The 14,688-nt window shown below is 64.6% G+C and carries 12 protein-coding genes; 6 read left to right on the forward strand and 6 right to left on the reverse strand.

Annotation, left to right across the window (positions count from 1 at the left end; translation table 11 throughout):
- Positions 1 to 69: 69 nt before the first annotated feature.
- Positions 70 to 1,272, reverse strand: coding sequence for a selenoneine synthase SenA (gene senA / locus V6M89_RS24535; protein ID WP_332855653.1), 1,203 nt, complete (start codon positions 1,270 to 1,272; stop codon positions 70 to 72).
- A 34-nt stretch (positions 1,273 to 1,306) separates the two neighbouring features.
- On the opposite strand from senA, the gene senB reads away from it, so the two are divergent.
- Together senB and selD are read left to right on the forward strand one after the other, a co-directional pair.
- Positions 1,307 to 2,302: a selenoneine biosynthesis selenosugar synthase SenB gene (senB, locus tag V6M89_RS24540; protein ID WP_332855654.1), complete on the forward strand. Its 996-nt coding sequence runs from the start codon at positions 1,307 to 1,309 to the stop codon at positions 2,300 to 2,302.
- A 15-nt stretch (positions 2,303 to 2,317) separates the two neighbouring features.
- A complete protein-coding gene (gene selD / locus V6M89_RS24545; RefSeq protein ID WP_332855655.1) occupies positions 2,318 to 3,379 on the forward strand; it encodes a selenide, water dikinase SelD in 1,062 nt (353 codons plus the stop codon).
- Here selD and V6M89_RS24550 read toward each other — a convergent pair whose 3' ends face one another.
- Complete coding sequence (locus tag V6M89_RS24550; protein ID WP_332855656.1) at positions 3,380 to 4,039, reverse strand: glutathione S-transferase family protein; 660 nt, start codon at positions 4,037 to 4,039, stop codon at positions 3,380 to 3,382.
- Positions 4,040 to 4,114: 75 nt separating this feature from the next.
- On the opposite strand from V6M89_RS24550, the gene V6M89_RS24555 reads away from it, so the two are divergent.
- Positions 4,115 to 4,993 (forward strand): LysR family transcriptional regulator, encoded by an 879-nt coding sequence (locus V6M89_RS24555; RefSeq protein WP_332855657.1) that lies wholly within the window; start codon positions 4,115 to 4,117, stop codon positions 4,991 to 4,993.
- 41 nt (positions 4,994 to 5,034) lie between these two features.
- On the opposite strand, the gene V6M89_RS24560 is transcribed toward V6M89_RS24555, so the two are convergent.
- Together V6M89_RS24560 and V6M89_RS24565 are read right to left on the reverse strand one after the other, a co-directional pair.
- Entirely contained in the window at positions 5,035 to 8,049 is a 3,015-nt protein-coding gene (locus tag V6M89_RS24560; protein ID WP_332855658.1) for a heparinase II/III domain-containing protein, read from the reverse strand.
- A 164-nt stretch (positions 8,050 to 8,213) separates the two neighbouring features.
- A complete protein-coding gene (locus V6M89_RS24565; RefSeq protein WP_332855659.1) occupies positions 8,214 to 9,032 on the reverse strand; it encodes an arginase family protein in 819 nt (272 codons plus the stop codon).
- An 85-nt stretch (positions 9,033 to 9,117) separates the two neighbouring features.
- Here V6M89_RS24565 and V6M89_RS24570 point away from each other — a divergent pair, with 85 nt between their 5' ends.
- Complete coding sequence (locus V6M89_RS24570; RefSeq protein WP_332855660.1) at positions 9,118 to 10,008, forward strand: LysR family transcriptional regulator ArgP; 891 nt, start codon at positions 9,118 to 9,120, stop codon at positions 10,006 to 10,008.
- Positions 10,009 to 10,017: 9 nt separating this feature from the next.
- On the opposite strand, the gene V6M89_RS24575 is transcribed toward V6M89_RS24570, so the two are convergent.
- Together V6M89_RS24575 and V6M89_RS24580 are read right to left on the reverse strand one after the other, a co-directional pair.
- Complete coding sequence (locus V6M89_RS24575; protein WP_332855661.1) at positions 10,018 to 10,944, reverse strand: cupin-like domain-containing protein; 927 nt, start codon at positions 10,942 to 10,944, stop codon at positions 10,018 to 10,020.
- 46 nt (positions 10,945 to 10,990) lie between these two features.
- Entirely contained in the window at positions 10,991 to 11,767 is a 777-nt protein-coding gene (locus V6M89_RS24580) for an APH(3') family aminoglycoside O-phosphotransferase (protein WP_332855662.1), read from the reverse strand.
- A 422-nt stretch (positions 11,768 to 12,189) separates the two neighbouring features.
- Between V6M89_RS24580 and leuA the strand changes: the two genes are divergently transcribed.
- Both leuA and V6M89_RS24590 read left to right on the forward strand, forming a co-directional pair.
- The gene (gene leuA / locus V6M89_RS24585; protein WP_332855663.1) at positions 12,190 to 13,890 is read left to right on the forward strand and encodes a 2-isopropylmalate synthase; all 1,701 of its coding nucleotides are present in this window, start codon (positions 12,190 to 12,192) and stop codon (positions 13,888 to 13,890) included.
- Complete coding sequence (locus V6M89_RS24590) at positions 13,887 to 14,687, forward strand: alpha/beta fold hydrolase (RefSeq protein ID WP_332855664.1); 801 nt, start codon at positions 13,887 to 13,889, stop codon at positions 14,685 to 14,687. The genes leuA and V6M89_RS24590 overlap by 4 nt, the downstream gene beginning before the upstream one ends.
- Position 14,688 lies beyond the last annotated feature (1 nt).

Consider the following 14,688-nt stretch of genomic DNA (forward strand, 5'->3'; position numbering starts at 1 on the left):
GGGTGCGCCTTTTTCTTCGAAAAGAAAAGAATAGCAGAGCGCACGCAAAAAAGCCTTCTTATTGTTGAACTATCCCGGCCAGGCGCAGGTGCGGAATCCGGCATAGAAATCGTCGCGCTCGGGCAGGAAGAAATTGCGGAATTTGATCGAGTCGAAACGCAGCGGCGTCGCGAACGAGGCGCCGCGCAAGGTCTGGTGCGTAGTGAACCACGGCTCGGAATATTCGCGATAAAGGTCGGCCTTGAAGCCGGGGTAAGGCTCGAACGGCGACGCCGTCCACTCCCACAGCTGGCCCCAGCGGAACGCCGGATGGCCCGACAAGGCAGCGTACTCCCACTCCGTCTCGGTCGGCAGGCGGCGTCCGGCCCAGGCGCAGTAAGCCTGCGCTTCATACAGGTTCACATGGCGCACCGGTTCGGCGCCGGCCAGCGTGGTTGGCTGGCCGAAGCGCACGGTGCGCCATTGGGCGCCGTCGCGCTGCCAATAACGCGGCGCCGAACGCTCCTGGCGCATCAGCCAGTCGGCGCCGGCGCTGCTCCAGAACTGGCGGTTGTCGTAACCGCCGTCGGCGACGAAATCGGCATACTGCGCATTGGTCACCAGGGTGCTGTCGATGGTGAACGCCGCCACGCGGAAGCTGTGCGCCTCGCGCTCGTTGTCGAACACGAAGCCCTGCCCTTCGGCGCTGCCCAATTGGATGGTCCCGCCGGGGAAGCCGATCTCCGACGGCGCGAACAGCGGCTGCTCGTTGTGCGCAGCCTGCGCCGGCGCGGCCAGGCCCAGGGTCTGCAAGGTGTAGAGCAGCGCTTCGCCGTGCATGTCCTCGTGCGCCAGCGCCAGCCGGTAGGGATACAACGCCGCGTCGTCATTCGGTTCGCGCGACAGCTTGTCGAGCACGCGGTCCAGCACTTCGCGGCAGTAGGTCTTCAACGCGCCGGTGCTGGGCAGGTCCAGCGTCCAGCGGGCGCGGTGCGGCACCGTCGCCGAATCGAACCAGTCGTCGCCTTTGCTCAGCAGGCAGTTGCCGTGGGCGTCGGCCGGATGGCTGGAGGCGGCTTCGCGCAGGATGAACCATTCGGCGAACCAGGCGATGTGGCCCAGCTCCCACAAGGGCGGATTGACGATGCGCAGCTGCGGCACCCGCGCCGGCGAGTCCATGCCGGCGGCGGCGAAGCAGTCGAACAGCGACAGCGTATAATCCCGCGCATGCCGCAGCGCCAGCGCCAACTGCTGTGGCGTCGCGTTCCTGAACGATGTTGGGCTTGATATCATGAGCCGATTGTAACGATTTTTAGCCAAAACACCAGTGAGCGCACCCCATATCTGGATCGTCAGTCCCGCCTCTGCCCGCGCCAACAACGGCAACTGGCAGAGCGCAAGCCGCTGGGCGCGTTTCCTGCGCACGCGCTACCGGGTATCGATTTCACAACAGTGGCCAGAATCTGGCAAACAGCGCGACGAGCAAGCCCCGCCCGACCTGCTGATCGCACTGCACGCGCGCCGCTCCGCGCCATCGCTCGACGCCTACGCGCGCGCCTTTCCGCAACGGCCGTCTATCCTGCTGCTGACCGGGACCGACCTGTATCGCGACATCCAGACCGACGCCAGCGCCCAGCAGGCGCTGCGCCAGGCCAGCGCGCTGGTGCTGCTGCAACCTGCCGGCATGGACGCCCTGCCCGCGCCGCTGCGCGCCAAGGCCAGCGTGATCTTCCAGTCGGCGGCCACGCTGAAGCCGGCGGCTCCCGCCAACAAGCGCCATCAGGACGTTGTCATGATCGGCCACCTGCGTTCCGAAAAAGATCCGCTGACCTTCATGCGCGCGGCCGCGCTGGTGGCCGCGCCCATGGCGCGCCTGGTCCACATCGGCGGCGCGCTGGAGCCGGCGCTGGAACAAGCGGCGCTGGCCACGGCGGCAGCCCATCCGCGCTACCGGTGGCTGGGCGCACTGCCCCACGCGGCCACGCGGCAGCGCCTCAAGCGCAGCCTCCTGATGGCGATCGCCTCGCACATGGAGGGCGGCGCCAACGTCATCATCGAAGCGGTTTGCAGCGGCGTGCCGGTGCTGGCCAGCGACATCAGCGGCAATCACGGCATGCTGGGCGACGACTACGCCGGCTATTTCCCGGCCGGCGACGCCGCCGCGTTGGCGCGGCTGATCGACCGCGCGCTGGACGAACCGGACTTCTACACCCTGCTGCGCGCCCAGTGCGACGCGCGGCGTCCCTTATTCTCACCGGCGGCCGAGCAGACGGCTTTGCTGGAGTTGGTGGATAATCTGCTGCAGAAGGCTAAACAAGGCTAAACAAGGAATGAAAAAATGACCAATGAAGCTATCACCCCTGAAGCTATCAAACTGACCTCCTTTTCCCACGGCGGCGGCTGCGGCTGCAAGATCGCGCCCGGCGTGCTGTCCGAGATCCTGAAGAATTCGTCCGGCTTCCCGGTGCCGAAGGAGCTGATGGTCGGCATCGAGACCGCCGACGACGCCGCCGTCTACAAGCTCAATGACGAGCAGGCGCTGATCGCCACCACCGACTTCTTCATGCCCATCGTCGACGATCCGTACGACTTCGGCCGCATCGCCGCCACCAACGCCATTTCCGACGTCTACGCCATGGGCGGCACGCCGATCATGGCGCTGGCGCTGGTCGGCATGCCGATCAACAAACTGCCGCTGGAGACCATCGGCCAGATCATCAAGGGCGGCGAATCGATTTGCGCCGAAGCCGGCATCCCCATCGCCGGCGGCCACACCATCGACTCGGTCGAACCGATCTACGGCCTGGTGGTGCTGGGCCTGATCCATCCGTCCAAAGTAAAACGCAACGCCGACGCCAAGGCCGGCGACGTGCTGGTGCTGGGCAAACCGCTGGGCGTGGGCGTGCTGTCGGCCGCGCTGAAGAAGGACAAGCTGGACGCCGCCGGCTACCAGGCCATGATCGCCAACACCACCAAGCTCAATAAGCCGGGCAAGGCGCTGTCGGACATGGCGGGCGTGCACGCGCTGACCGACGTCACGGGCTTCGGCCTGCTGGGCCACCTGCTGGAACTGGCGCGCGGCGCCAAGCTGGCCGCGCACCTGGAGATGGCCAAGATCCCGCTGCTGCCTGGCGTGGAGCAGTTGGCGCACGACGGCTACTTCACCGGCGCCTCGGGCCGCAACTGGGATGCCTATGGCAAGGATGTCGACCTGTCGCCGTCGGTATCGCAGGCGCAGCACATGCTGCTGACCGATCCGCAGACCTCGGGCGGCCTGCTGGTGTCGTGCGACGCCGCCAGCGTCGATGAAGTGCTGGAGCTGTTCCGCCGCGAAGGCTTCGGCGAAGCCGCCGTCATCGGCCGCATGGCCGAAGGCGCGGCGCGCGTGACGGTGGCCTGATCACCCCGCCATCCGGACCGACAACGCCGCGCCGCGCTTCAGCAGGAAGGCGCGCAGCAGGTCCGGATAGTTGGCCGGCGCGGCCTGCCGCACCGACGGCCGCGCGGCAAGCGCGGCGCGCCATGCTGCGGTTCGCGGCAGCCCGGCCAGCATGCCGAATTCCGCGATCGTATCGAACACGTCGAAATAGCGGAACACCGGCCCGAAGACCGCGTCGACCATGCCAAATCGCTCGCCCATGAAGTAAGGCCCCTCCCCTAGCGCTGCTTCCACCTGCTCGAAGCGTGCGTGGATCTCGGCAGCCTTGGCGGCCAGCGCCTGCTGATCGGCGGCGTTATAAAATCCGGCTATCAGGTTCAATACCGCCGAGCCGAACTCCATCCACGAACGCTGCTGCGCGCGCAGCAGGGCGTCCGATGGATGCAGGCGCGGCGCATGCGTCTCATCCAGGTACTCGCAGATCACGGCCGATTCAAACAGCGCCGCGCCGCCGGTCAGCAGCACCGGCGTCTTCCCCAGCGGCGACACCGCCAGGAACCAATCCGGCTTGGCCGCCAGATCGATATCGCGCCGCTCGTACGGCACGCCCTTCTCAGCCAGCACTATCGCCGCCCGCTGCACATAAGGGCACAGCGGATGGCTGACCAGGACCGTATCCATTTTTACTCCTCTCTGAACGTCGATGGCGTTAATATTACGATTTCGAGTATGCAATGAAAATAGGCGATCACGCAGATGGGCTATGCAAAACCGCAATACAGACTCAGTCCCCAGGACCTGGAAATCATCCTCGCGCTGGTGCGCGGCGGCACCCTGGCCGACGCCGGCGAGCGGCTGGCGGTAGACCCCTCCACCGTGTTCCGTTCGGTGCAGCGGATGGAGAAAGGCTTGGGCACGCGCCTGTTCGAGCGCTCACGCCTGGGTTATCAGCCGTCGGAGCTGGCGCAATCGCTGGCGCGGCATGGTGAACTGGTGGAGGCGCAGCTGGACGCGGCGCGTTCGGCGGCGCTGCAAAGCCCCGAGCAGGTGGCGGGCACGGTACGCATCACCAGCACCGACACGATACTGCACGCCCTGGTCGCGCCGGCGCTGCGCGACTTGCAGGCCAGCCATCCGCTGCTATCCTACGAGCTGGATACCGGCAACGCACTGGCGAACCTGAGCCGCCACGAGGCCGACATCGCGGTGCGTGCCACCAAACGGCCGCCCGCGCACCTGGTCGGCAAACATATCGGCCCAATCCGGGTGGCGCTGTTCGCCGCGCGCGGCGGGAAATGGAAGAAAGCCAATGCCGACAAGGCGCCGTGGATCGCGCCGGACGACGCACTGCCCGAACATCCGTCGGTCATCTGGCGCAAAAAAAATCATCCGAAGATCACGCCGCAATTCCGGGTCGACAGCATCCTCGGTGTGGCCGAGATGGTGGCGCTGGGATTGGGCGTGGGCATACTGCCGCTGTTCCTGGCGCGGCAGCGCAACGACCTTGCGCAACTGGGCGGTGTGCTGGACGAAGCGCAAACCGAACTTTGGCTGCTCACCCACGCCGAATCGCGCCACTTGCGGCGCGTCTCGACGGTGTTCGGCCATCTGTCGCGCAGCCTGGCGCTGGATTGAGCAGCGCCGTTGGCGGCAAGCGGACCTGAGTCCGCGCCGGCTCAATTGATGCTGAGACTGAGCACGCCGTCCCTGGACGCGCGCGGCACCTCGGGCCCGGCGCTCACCGCCGCGCGCAGCACGATTTCCTGCGTCGAAACGTCAAAGCTTCGGACGTAGGCAGTCGATGGCTGCAGCCCGCCAACCAGTATCGTGCCCTGATAGCCCGCCGACGATTTCCAACGCAGTGCGGCCGCCGGCGCCGACGACTTGGCAAACACCACGGTCGTACCAGCTTCGACCGCGACAGCGGCGGCAGTGCCATCGCTGCTGTCCAGCAGCACCGAACTGTTAGCGGTCGGATCGGCTTCCGGCCGCTCATCCTCCACGTGCAGCACATTCAGGAACCACTGATACTTGGCCGACGCGCTCTGATCGGGTCCCGCTGCGATCTCCAGCCGCCACACGCCGAAGTCCGACTGGCTGGCCTTGTCGAATCCCACCTTGGGGGCGTAGTTGTACCAGGCAAACTGGCCGTTCCCCGTCGATTTTCGCACGGTGAAACGACAGTCGTACGGGCTGGCAGCGGGCACGCTATCAGTCGTCACCTGAAAGCACTGATTACCCGACTCGCCGCCGACCATGCTGATGCTGGCGTTTTTCGGCAGCAGCGGCTCGATCGTCATCATCCCGCGACCGTTACGCACGAGCAGCGGGAAATTATTGGGCGTGGCGCCCCAATTCACGCGGCCCGCGTCGCCGGCGGTCGATGCGGCATGCGCCGTAGGCAGGCCTACCGTATGCAACAGCGACGTCGCCGGCAGCCCTGTCGTGTGCACGCGATCGAAAACAAGAATCGATGTCTTGCCGCCGGCGGTCTTCGGACGCAGGTAGAAAATGCTGCGCAAGAAACCATCCTTCTGGTCCAGCTTGTTTGAATATGCCTTGCTGGCATTGCCGGTGACGAAGGCGTAGTCGATGCCCTCTTCGTATTGCGTCACGCCGTCGAGCGCGTTGACCGCACCCGGTTTGATCTCGCCCATCGTCGGATATCGGGTTTGGCCGTTTTTGAACCACTGGCCGCCGTCGTTGCTGAAGGTGTTCGTGCCGTCCGAAAACACCTCATTGGGGTCGAACACGACCAGGCTGTTGTGCGCGATAGTCCGGTAGTAATAGTTGTTCCAATGGGCGCTGCCGTAGGCATCATAGATACCGGAATCGACCAGCAGCGGCGCGTGCCGGAACACCGCGAAACTGTTCTGGTCCAGATGCTGATGGTTCTCGCTGATGAAGGAAGTCGACTTGAAATCCAGCAGGGTCGAGTTGGCGTAGTCCCAGCTGTCGCGCATGAAGACGTTGCCGGCGACGCTGAAGTGGCGTGACAACGGCAAGATCGACAATGCGGCCGCGTCCGATCGCGCGCCAGGGAAGTACAGCGTATCCCATACCAGTTGCCCTGAACCCCATTGCCTCCCGGATTTTACGTACTGCTGGTAAAAACTGGTGCCCGTCCCATCGCCGCCGGCCGCCGCAGCCAGACTCATGTAGCCGACAAACGGCATTCCGACCGTCAATTCAAAGTTATCGCTGCCGGCGGGGAAGGAGCCATCACCGCGATAGGCGTAGATAAAGGGCTGGACCACCTTGGCTTCGAATTTGGTCGCGGCGATCGTCGCATCCGTCGAAGGGGCCAGCACCCGCCGCCACATGATCAGCCGTTCTATCATCTCGCCAACGGTGGAGTTATAGGCGGACATGGTCTGGTGGCCGCCATCGACCGAGATATAGTCGCGCGCCGGGATCAGCCCCTTTTCGAGATGCGTATAAATGCGGTCTATCATCGGCCGCACATCTTCGCCGTCGGCGGTGCTTTCGTCCACGATCGCCAGCAGTCCGAGGGCGGCGCCGGTCATCGCGCTGGCATGGTGGCCCATGATATAAAACCGTGAGATATCTGGTGCGCCGTCGCAGTCGAGCATCGTGGTCGACGCATTCAGCTTGACGGTGCTGCCGCAAATCATCGCAATCAGGTCGTCGTTGCTTGCGGTCGACGTCAGGTTATCCGCGCGGATGGTCTTGCGTATATAGCTTCGGATATCGGCGCGCGTTTTAGCGTCGAGTTCCGTGTAGAACCAATCGTAGATCACCCCCAGCGCCGCGACACGCGGATTCATCGACCATTCGCCACCGACCAGGTAGTTCTGGATGCCAAAGATGACGTTGACGTACTTGCGGGCCGCCTCCAGGTACTGCGGATCTCCGGTCAGCTTGTAGGCCAGTCCCAAGGTCTTGGCGGCTTCGAGGATGGTGTTGCGGCTTCCGGTCGCGACATCGCATTCCGGGGCCTTGGGATCCTTGGCTGGACTGGCGGAGACCACGCACACGTCCTTGATCCGGCCGGCGAGAAAAGCGGCATTGGTGAGGAACGCGGTGCGCGCGTTGCCCAATTCATAGTCTATCCGGTCGAATCCCCAGACCTGGTTCCCGCCGCCATCCCGCACGACCAGATCCGTGACGATATCGCCTCGGCGCCCCTGAAAATCGAACCGCTGATTACCTGGCTGCCAGGTGTAGCCGAGGTCTTTATAGGAAACGGGTTCCACGGAAATAGCTTTGTCCGCCGACACTTCGACATGCCCCGAGGCGCTGTCGTAGCTCAGCGTAATTCTGTTCTGCTCGCCAGGCCTGACGTAGACATTGGAGAACGCAAAGTAACCCCCTCCGGCTTTGATGAGCGCGATCTGTATCCTCAACTTCTGCTCGCCCGATTCTGCCGCGGCATTGTCCACGTGACGGATCATGATGGCGTTTGTAGCCGTACTCCCAGTCCCCAGCAGCATTGCATCGACCGGATCACCGGCAGTCCTTGGTGCCGCAGTCAGCGTAAATTCTATCTTGCCTTTATCCTGCGGGAACGGGTTGCCATGGGGTAGCGTTTGCTTGAGTTGCTCAATATCGGTTTGCGTGGCATACAAGCGCGGGTGAACCGGCTTGATGCTGCCGGGTATTGCGAGCGCATTGCAGGACAGTCCAATACCGGCAAGTAAAGCGAAACAGCTGAGTGGGGCGATACGCATGAAAGACTCCAAAAGGAACGGAGCACGATAGTATCAAAAATATATCATTGCAAACTACACAAAAATCCACACATTCATTCTCCCGGGGCATGCGCTGTCCGGCCGCCCCCCCCCCCCCCACAAGCGATGCCTGCGGCGATCTGGGGCGGCCTGCTCACTAGCGGCTAACGCAGCGCCTTCAATACCGGCGCCAGGGCGGCGATCAGGTGGGCCGGGGACACCGGCTCGCCGCCCTCTTCCCAGGCATTCTGGAACTCGGCGATCTCCAGGCCGACCACCTCCGATTCCGCCAGCACCGTGCAGGCGGCGCGCAAGTCCTCCAGCGACAGTCCGTCTTCATGCACATAATCGGTGGGCACGATGCCGGGGTTGAGCACATCGCAATCGAGGTGCATGTAGACGGCGCGCCCGCCGACGGCAGCGCGCAGCCGGTCGGCCAGCCCAGGCCCGGGCGCCACATGCGTCACCGCGCCCGATGCGATCAAGCGCAGCTCCGCCGGATCGAGCGCGCGCTGCCCCACCAGCACGACATTCGACAGCGCCAGGCCAGCCCCAAAGCCGGACGCCCACAAGCCCGCAGGCCCGGACAACGCCATGCCACCCAGGTAGCCGCTGTCGGTGGTGGTGGGCGTATTCAGGTCGGCATGCGCGTCGAACCACACCACGCAGGCATCCGGGCGATAGCGCGCCACCACCGGCAAGGTCGCCAGCGAGGCGGCGCAACGGCTCGTCGCGCTCAATGGCTTGGCGCGGCGGGCGAACACCTCGACCAACTGCGCGGCCAACGCATGCAGGCCCGGCATGGCCTCGTTCAATTCCGTCTGCCATCCCGCACCGAGCGCCGGCGCCGGCGTGCCGACGACGGTGACGCCAACGCCGAGTTGTTCGGCCAGCATGCACGCCACCGACTGCGCGCCAGGTATCGCCAGGTTGTTGTGATCCGCCACACGCCCCTGGAACAGGGTAATCGCCACTTCGGTCATAGCCTACCTCCTTAAAAACAGAGACTGTAGCCGTACGGGCGCATGCAGTAAAATTAATCAATTTCAGGAATGATAAGAATTTCTTATGCAAGACTACAAACTGTTCGCCGCCCTCACCGCCGTCATCGACACCGGCAGCTTTGAACGGGCGGCGGGAAAGCTGTTCATCACGCCGTCGGCCGTCTCCCAGCGGATACGCCAGCTGGAAGAGCGCATGGGCCAGACCCTGGTGGTGCGCAGCACGCCGGCCATCGCCACCACGACCGGCATGCGCCTGCTGCGCCACGCGCGCCAGGTCGCCCTGCTCGAACAGGAATTGCAGGACGATCTGCAGGGCGACGACCGCGAACGGCTGGTCGAGCTGCCGATCGCCATCAACAACGACTCGCTCCACACCTGGTTCATCCCGGCGGTGACGGAGATCCTGGTGGCGGAACGCCTGCTGCTGCAGCTGAAGGTCGAAGACGAGGCGCATACGCTGGGCCTGTTGAAGAACGGTGATGTGCTGGGTTGCGTGACCAGCGTCGAACATCCGGCCAGCGGCTGCACCAGCACGCGCCTGGGCGAGATGCGCTACCGCTGCATCGCCACGCCGGCCTTCGCCGCACGCTACTTCCCGCGCGGATTGAGCCGGGAAGCGCTGCTGCGCGCGCCGGCCATCACCTTCGGCAGTGCCGACACGCTGCACACCAATTTCCTCGCCAGCCGGTTCGCGGTGGCGGTCGGTGAGTTCCCATCGATGACGGTGCCCTCGGTGCATAGCCTGCTGCATTGCATACAGGGAGGCCTGGGCTACGGCATCTGCCCCGAACTGCAATGGGAAGAAATGCTGGCGGCCGGCGCGCTGGTCGACCTGATGCCGGCGGACCGCCCGGCAGTCCAGCTGCATTGGCACGCCTGGGAACTGCAAAGCCCGCGCATCGGCCGCTTCATCGAGCAGATGGTCGCGCAGGCGCGTATCCGGCTGCCGCAATAAGCCCCGCAGCTAGTCCGCCACCTGCCGCAGGGCTGGGTCGCCGTTCAGGGAAAACGGCATGGACCGGGACCAGCGGTTGGAGGATAGCGAGAACGTCAGCGCCCGCACCTGGTGATACCAGCCGGCCGGCACGTACAGCATGTCGCCCGGATTGACGATGACTTCGACCGTGGCGGCCTGGCGCGCCAGCGGGAACTTCTCGAAGTCCGGCGCCTCGGGATCGAACGGCGACCCAAACAGGATGGCGTTTGCCTCGTTCGGATACAGGAATTCGTCGTGATGCGGCGGCGCCAGGAAGATGCGCTTGGTGCCCCAGATCTGCGCGAAGATATTGTCGTCGTAGTCGCAATGCAGCGGCGTCACCGTGCCTGCGGGGCCGAGCCAGAAACGCGGCGGCCCCATTTTGTCGAAGTACGTGGGCCAGTGGCACAGCCGGTTCAATTCGCGCAGCTCCAGGTTGCCCAAGTACGGCGGCAGATCGTGCGTGCCTGCCGCAACCAGCTCCAGATACTCCAGCATCGACATGTCCTGCATCGCCCGGTCAGGCGCGAACGCGGTGTTAATGTAGTCCCCCACCCGCGCCCGCACCGGCAGATGGCTGTAGTGATCGCGCAGCGCCTGCGGCGTCAGGCCGCACAGCGGCCAACGGTCGACCAGCCCGGTCATCAGAAACGGCAGGCCTTCCGCCGCGCGCTTGCGGAAAGCGGCGGCACCGAGCGCCCGCAAACGCGGCACTTCGGTCATCGCCGGCAGCGTGCGGGACACGCGCTTGATCGCCTCGCGCATTTCCTGGATCGACGTGACGCCGCGCACCTGCGCATCCTTGCGCTCGCGCGCCTGCTTTTGAGCGGCAGGGTCGGCGGCCCACGCAGACTCCGATTCCTGCCTGGTAGGCGGCAACCGAGGTGCTTCCGCCGTTTTCTTCTCTTTCGACATATCCCGAACTTAATTTTTTGCAGGGCGATAGTATAACTGCTCGCCCTCAAAACAGTTCGTCAAGCTGCTCGAAGAACTCCCGCTTTGCGGGTGCATCGGGCACGCCCAGCACATCGAGAAATTGTGCCGCGCTGTGCTCCGACACATCGTCGCGCAGGTTGCGGTGGACGAAGGCGATGTCCAGCCAGCGGTCCGCCAGCCCTCCCCGTCCGGCGTCGATGAAGTGCAGCTCGCCGCGATGGTCGACCAACACGTTGTTGTCACACAGGTCGCCATGCGAGAACACCAGTTCCTCGCTGGGGATGGTGGCCCGCAAGCGCGCCAGCAGGTCCGCCGGCGTGGCCAGCCCCGGCCACTGCTCGAAATCATAGTCCTCGTCGATCAGCCCTTTGCCGATCAGGTAATCGAGCTCCCGCAGCCGCACCGCCACGCCGGAGTCGAACGGACAATCGGCCACGGACACCGATTGCAGCTGGCGCAGCGCAGCGCGGAACAGCTCCAGCACCGGGCGGCCCTCGGCGATCAGCGACGACAGCGGCACGCCCGGCACGGCGCGCGTGACCATGCATTCGCCATCATCGGCCGGCCCGGCGAGGACCACCTCCGGCACGTTCAACCGTCCGGCCAGCCATTGCAGCACCTCCGCCTCGCGCATCACGCTGTAGGTGGTGGACGCATACACCAGCGGCGACGTCTTCAGAAAAAAGACCTCCCCCCCGCGCCGGAAGCGATGGACCTGGCAGGGCGACTCGCCGATCGCGTCCCGCTGCAGAACGGCGTCGCCGATAAAGCCCGCGATGGCGGATGGCAGCTTGAATCGCATACACCCTCTTTTCAGATGTCAAAAATGCCACGATATTATGCATTCCTTGTTAGATGGTCAAATTTCCTTGACAGCGACGCCGTCGATCTCGTACATTTAAGGCCATGACCTCGCATCTGCACCTATCCGCTTTCCTGCTGCCGTCTGCTAGCGCCCTATCGCTAGCAGCGCGCCTACTAGCACGCGCTTAATCCGCGTTCCAGCTGTACCCCAGTGCCGGCCATAAGCCGCACCTGTCTACAAATCCCAGGAAAGTTTGCACCGATGTTCCCAGCCTTGTCGCTACTGCTAAAACTACCGATCGGTTGCCGAGCCTAGTATCCCGTGGCCGCACGGCAGCCCCTCGCCACAACAGAGCGCCAGCACCGATACGTCGGACCGCGGCATCCAGCATTTCCCAATTTGAGACTCAGGAGCACCCCATGATGTTGCAGAACCCAGCAGCGAAGTACCGCGCCTTCCCACCCGTACAATTGTCCGACCGCCAGTGGCCGAACAACGTGATCTCCAAGCCGCCGATCTGGATGAGCACCGATCTGCGCGACGGCAACCAGGCCCTGATCGAACCGATGAGCGCCGAGAAAAAACTGCGCTTCTTCGAACTGCTGGTCAAGGTCGGCCTCAAGGAAATCGAAGTGGGCTTCCCTTCCGCCTCGCAGACCGATTTCGACTTCGTGCGCAAGCTGGTCGAGGAAAACCGCATCCCCGACGACGTCACCATCATCGTGCTGACCCAGTCGCGCGATGAACTGATCCGCCGCACCGTGGAATCGGCGGCCGGCGCCAAGCGCGCCATCGTCCACCTGTATAACTCGGTGGCGCCGGTGTTCCGCAAAGTGGTGTTCGGCATGTCGCGCGAGGAGATCACCAACATCGCCACCACCGGCACCAAGCTGGTGAAGGAATTGATCAAGCAGCATCCGCAGACCGAATGGGGCTTCGAGTACACGCCTGAATCGTTCTCCACCACCGAACTCGATTTCTCCAAGCATATCTGCGACGCCGTCACCGCGATCTGGGAACCGACCCCGCACAACAAGATGATCATCAACCTGCCGTCGACGGTGGAGTGCAGCACTCCCAACGTCTACGCCGACCAGATCGAATGGATGTCGCGCAAGCTGGCGCGCCGCGATTCGCTGATCATCAGCGTCCACCCGCACAACGACCGCGGCACCGCCGTCGCCTCGGCCGAAATGGCCGTGATGGCCGGCGCCGACCGCGTCGAGGGCTGCCTGTTCGGCAACGGCGAACGCACCGGCAACGTCGACCTGGTCACGCTGGCCTTGAACCTGTACACGCAAGGCGTGCACCCGGGCCTGGACTTCTCCGACATCGACGAAGTACGCAAATGCGTCGAAGAATGCAACCAGTTGCCGGTGCATCCGCGCCATCCATACGTGGGCGACCTGGTGTTCACCGCCTTCTCCGGCTCGCACCAGGATGCGATCAAGAAGGGCTTCGCCCAGCAGCAGGAAGGCGCGCTGTGGGAGATCCCTTACTTGCCAATCGACCCGCAGGACCTGGGTCGCAGCTACGACGCCGTCATCCGCGTCAACAGCCAGTCCGGCAAGGGCGGCATGGCTTACTTGCTGGAGCAGGATTACGGCCTGGTGCTGCCGCGCCGCTTGCAGATTGAATTCAGCCGCGCGGTGCAGGCCGTGGCCGATTCCACCGGCCTGGAGATCACCGCAGAAGGCATCTACGACATCTTCAACAAGGAATACTTCGAGCAGACCTCGCCGTATGCCTACAACGCGCACAAGATGGTGGAAGACACCAGCAGCGACGAGCCGGTGCAGATCGACATCGCCCTCACCCACCGCAAGGCGCCGCTGGCGCTGCAAGGCGGCGGCAACGGCCCGATCGACGCCTTCGTCAACGCGCTCGGCCTGGACATCAAGCTGATGGACTACCATGAGCACTCGATCGGCTCCGGCGCCAACGCCAAGGCGGCCTGCTACGTCGAACTGCGCCTGGCCAATGGCCCGACCTTGTTCGGCGCCGGCATCGACAGCAACATCGTCACGGCCTCGTTCAAGGCGGTGCTGAGCGCCGTCAACCGCCAGCTCTCGCAGCAGCAAGCTGCGGCAGCACCAGCGGGCGCCGACGCCACCGCATGATCAAAACCGCACTCTCCGCCGCCATCTTCCTGATGGCGGCCGCCGGCGCCCACGCAACGCCGCCCACCGGCCAGGACGCCCTGGCCGGCGCGCAGATCAAGGTCGATGTCGGCGGCCGCAAACTCAATATGTACTGCACCGGCAAGGGCTCGCCCACGGTGCTGTTCGAAGCCGATGGCGGCCGCGCGGGCTGGGATTGGTCGGCCGTGCTGCCGGAAGTGGCCAAGCGCACCCGCGCCTGCGTCTACGATCGCGCCGGCATGGGCGCCAGCGATCCGATCATGCGGGCATCGACGGTCGCCAACGCCAGCAAGGATTTGAACTTCCTGATCAAGAACGCCCGCCTGGACGCGCCCTTCGTGCTGGTGGGCGCGGGTTACGGCGCCATGGTGGCGCAGCACTACGCGTTGCGCTCGCGCGGCGCCGTCACTGGCCTGGTGCTGGTGGACGCGATGCACGAAGACGCGCTGCCTACGGACCGCGCCGCCAGCCTCGATGCGGCGCTAGCCTGCCTGGCTGCGGCGGAAGACGGCAAGACCATCGCCGCCTGCGCCTATCCGGCCACCGCCATCAACGGCGAAATCGGACCACGGCTGGCGGCGGCCCAGGCGGCGCAAGTGGCCAAGCCATCCTACTGGCGCGCCCGCGCCTCGGAGCTGGACAGCCTCGAGACCAGCGCCGGCCAGATGCGCACCGCGCGCAAGCCGTTCGGCGAGCTGCCGATGGCTGAAGTGCGGCATGGCGAACCGGCCACCATCGTCGCGGCAGTGATGGAAGTGCTGGACAAACAGAAGTAAG

Origin of the sequence: Duganella sp. S19_KUP01_CR8, from assembly GCF_036688705.1 — a bacterium.
Classification (GTDB): domain Bacteria; phylum Pseudomonadota; class Gammaproteobacteria; order Burkholderiales; family Burkholderiaceae_D; genus Rugamonas.

What these genes read in the sequence shown, in the direction of transcription:
- senA (WP_332855653.1), bottom strand. Translation starts at nt 1,272, where the DNA reads ATGATATCAAGCCCAACATCGTTCAGGAACGCGACGCCACAGCAGTTG.
- selD (WP_332855655.1), top strand. Translation starts at nt 2,318, where the DNA reads ATGACCAATGAAGCTATCACCCCTGAAGCTATCAAACTGACCTCCTTT.
- V6M89_RS24550 (WP_332855656.1), bottom strand. Translation starts at nt 4,039, where the DNA reads ATGGATACGGTCCTGGTCAGCCATCCGCTGTGCCCTTATGTGCAGCGG.
- V6M89_RS24555 (WP_332855657.1), top strand. Translation starts at nt 4,115, where the DNA reads ATGGGCTATGCAAAACCGCAATACAGACTCAGTCCCCAGGACCTGGAA.
- V6M89_RS24560 (WP_332855658.1), bottom strand. Translation starts at nt 8,049, where the DNA reads ATGCGTATCGCCCCACTCAGCTGTTTCGCTTTACTTGCCGGTATTGGA.
- V6M89_RS24565 (WP_332855659.1), bottom strand. Translation starts at nt 9,032, where the DNA reads ATGACCGAAGTGGCGATTACCCTGTTCCAGGGGCGTGTGGCGGATCAC.
- V6M89_RS24570 (WP_332855660.1), top strand. Translation starts at nt 9,118, where the DNA reads ATGCAAGACTACAAACTGTTCGCCGCCCTCACCGCCGTCATCGACACC.
- V6M89_RS24575 (WP_332855661.1), bottom strand. Translation starts at nt 10,944, where the DNA reads ATGTCGAAAGAGAAGAAAACGGCGGAAGCACCTCGGTTGCCGCCTACC.
- V6M89_RS24580 (WP_332855662.1), bottom strand. Translation starts at nt 11,767, where the DNA reads ATGCGATTCAAGCTGCCATCCGCCATCGCGGGCTTTATCGGCGACGCC.
- leuA (WP_332855663.1), top strand. Translation starts at nt 12,190, where the DNA reads ATGATGTTGCAGAACCCAGCAGCGAAGTACCGCGCCTTCCCACCCGTA.
- V6M89_RS24590 (WP_332855664.1), top strand. Translation starts at nt 13,887, where the DNA reads ATGATCAAAACCGCACTCTCCGCCGCCATCTTCCTGATGGCGGCCGCC.